Annotated in this window: 2 protein-coding genes; one reads left to right on the top strand and one right to left on the bottom strand. The window is 31.0% G+C overall.

Annotated features, from left to right (window positions below):
• Positions 1 to 158: 158 nt before the first annotated feature.
• Positions 159 to 806 (top strand): PAQR family membrane homeostasis protein TrhA, encoded by a 648-nt coding sequence (gene trhA / locus CN514_RS23980; protein ID WP_098234722.1) that lies wholly within the window; start codon positions 159 to 161, stop codon positions 804 to 806.
• A gap of 35 nt (positions 807 to 841) precedes the next feature.
• Here trhA and CN514_RS23975 read toward each other — a convergent pair whose 3' ends face one another.
• Positions 842 to 1,969, bottom strand: a complete 1,128-nt coding sequence (locus CN514_RS23975) for a Ger(x)C family spore germination protein (protein ID WP_098234721.1) — start codon at positions 1,967 to 1,969, stop codon at positions 842 to 844.
• Positions 1,970 to 2,048: the final 79 nt, after the last annotated feature.

Genomic DNA, 2,048 nt, shown 5'->3' with positions numbered 1-2,048 from the left:
TCATTAATCTTTTTCATTTTACGTCCTCTTTCTATGAAATTTACGGTTTAATTTTAACATAAAAAAATGGTTCTTTAAACACTTGACTATATAATGTCGTTGATGATAACTTTATATGTAGTTATTAAAACTATATAACATAGTTGGAGGAGATATACATGGGGAACTTTATGCGTGAACCTATTAATTCCATGACACATTTAGTCGGTGCTGTATTATCACTATTTGGGTTACTAGCGATGGTTTTAAAGTCAACTTTTTCTGGTGGAAGTGTGTTACAAACATCTGCGGTTATTGCATTCGGTGTAAGTATGATTCTTCTCTATTTGGCTTCAACGACCTATCATATGGCAAAAGCTAGCGATAAAATAATCGCTTTCTTAAGACGGATGGATCATTCAATGATCTTTGTCTTAATTGCAGGTACATATACTCCTTTTTGTATTATTAGTCTAAAAGGTACATTGGGATGGATCATCTTTTCGATTGTATCTTTCATTGCATTTTGTGGTGTTTTGTTCAAGTTGATTTGGTTTAGTTGTCCAAGATGGTTGTCAACAGCCCTTTATATCGCTTTAGGATGGGTCATTATACTTGCTTCGGCACCTTTATCTGATGCGATTAGTATGAAAGGAATGTTTGCGCTAATCTTAGGTGGAATTTTCTACACAGTTGGTGGTGTGATTTATGGAATTAAGCCTAAATTTTTATCTTTTAAAAATTGGGGATTCCATGAAATTTTCCATATTTTTATTATGCTAGGAACACTTTGTCATTTCTTCTGTGTTTATTACTTTGTAATCTAACTAATCAAAAAACCATCCTCAATGGATGGTTTTTATTATTTCAAGATACCTGTTCCGACAATTTTCACTTCAACTTTTGGTTTAATGGTAATTTTAGCATAGTCTTTGTTCCAATCCAGTTTTTTCCACACGTCTGGATGAAATGAAATTAACTGTCTGCCAATTCCTAAAGCATCACAGTTTGATTCTTGAACTGTTTTAATGATTTTTTCAGCTTTTATTGTTAATTGCTTTGAAATTTTTTTATTTAACTTATCTATTTCTTTTTGGGAATCTAATTCATCATGTGCGTACTCAAGTGTATCAACGTCCAGTTTTAGATTTAAATTTACGGTTATTTTATTTCCTTTTGATACTTTAATTTTCATTTTCGGCTTATTTTTTTTCACTTGAATCGTTATATATCGTTCTCTAATATCTTTTTCTTTCCGGCTAACTTCTATATTGAATCTTGCGTATTTCTTCATTTGATTTTTAAATAAAAGTAACATAGTAGGTTCATCACCTAAAAGATTATACCCTGTATATTTGTGATCGTTAAATAATGCTACCCCAGAAATATCGATCAATTTATCATCATCTTTTTCAATTAGCGGCAAAAAAATATCTTCACCTGGGTCGAACATTATAGTACAGATTGTTTGAACATTTTCAATCGGAACCATCGTATGGCTTTCTGCGTTTGTTACTAAATCCAAAATTTCTTCACTTATAAGCGTTTCCTCTACTTTGCTAAGTTTTAAAATTTCTTCCGCTCGGCCCTTAGTAATTATAACTTTTGCCCCTAATGAACTTCTTGGGTCTCTATAGATAACATCGAATATAGGGTAAATATCTTTTTTAGACAATTCATCTCCAAGTAATAAAACCCTTGTTTTATTAGTAGCATAATCACCTGCTACTTTTCGAGTAATTTTTATTCTTGCATCACTAGTTGTTTTACCAGTGGTGGTAATGATGACATTTGTTGTTTTAACTTGTGTAGGATCACTTCCACCTTGGCTATTTGTTTTAATGACTGCTGTTACTAGCATATTATTATCTTCTGCTAAATCAAATCCAGCACTATAAACTAGTCTAGACTCCTTAAGTAATCTTTGATCCCAACAACTAGTTAAAGGCAAAATACAAATTAAAGAAATTAATAGTAATTTAAATTTCATATGAACTACCAAGTTCCTTCTTTTTTCGAATAAGCGAAATAATTAATAAAATGAAAGGTAAGAAAAAGATAAAAAAATA

The sequence above is a fragment of the Bacillus sp. AFS001701 genome, from assembly GCF_002559405.1.
GTDB lineage: Bacteria > Bacillota > Bacilli > Bacillales > Bacillaceae_G > Gottfriedia.
Note: the sequence above shows the minus strand (reverse complement) of the source record. Positions and strands in the feature narration are given on the sequence as shown.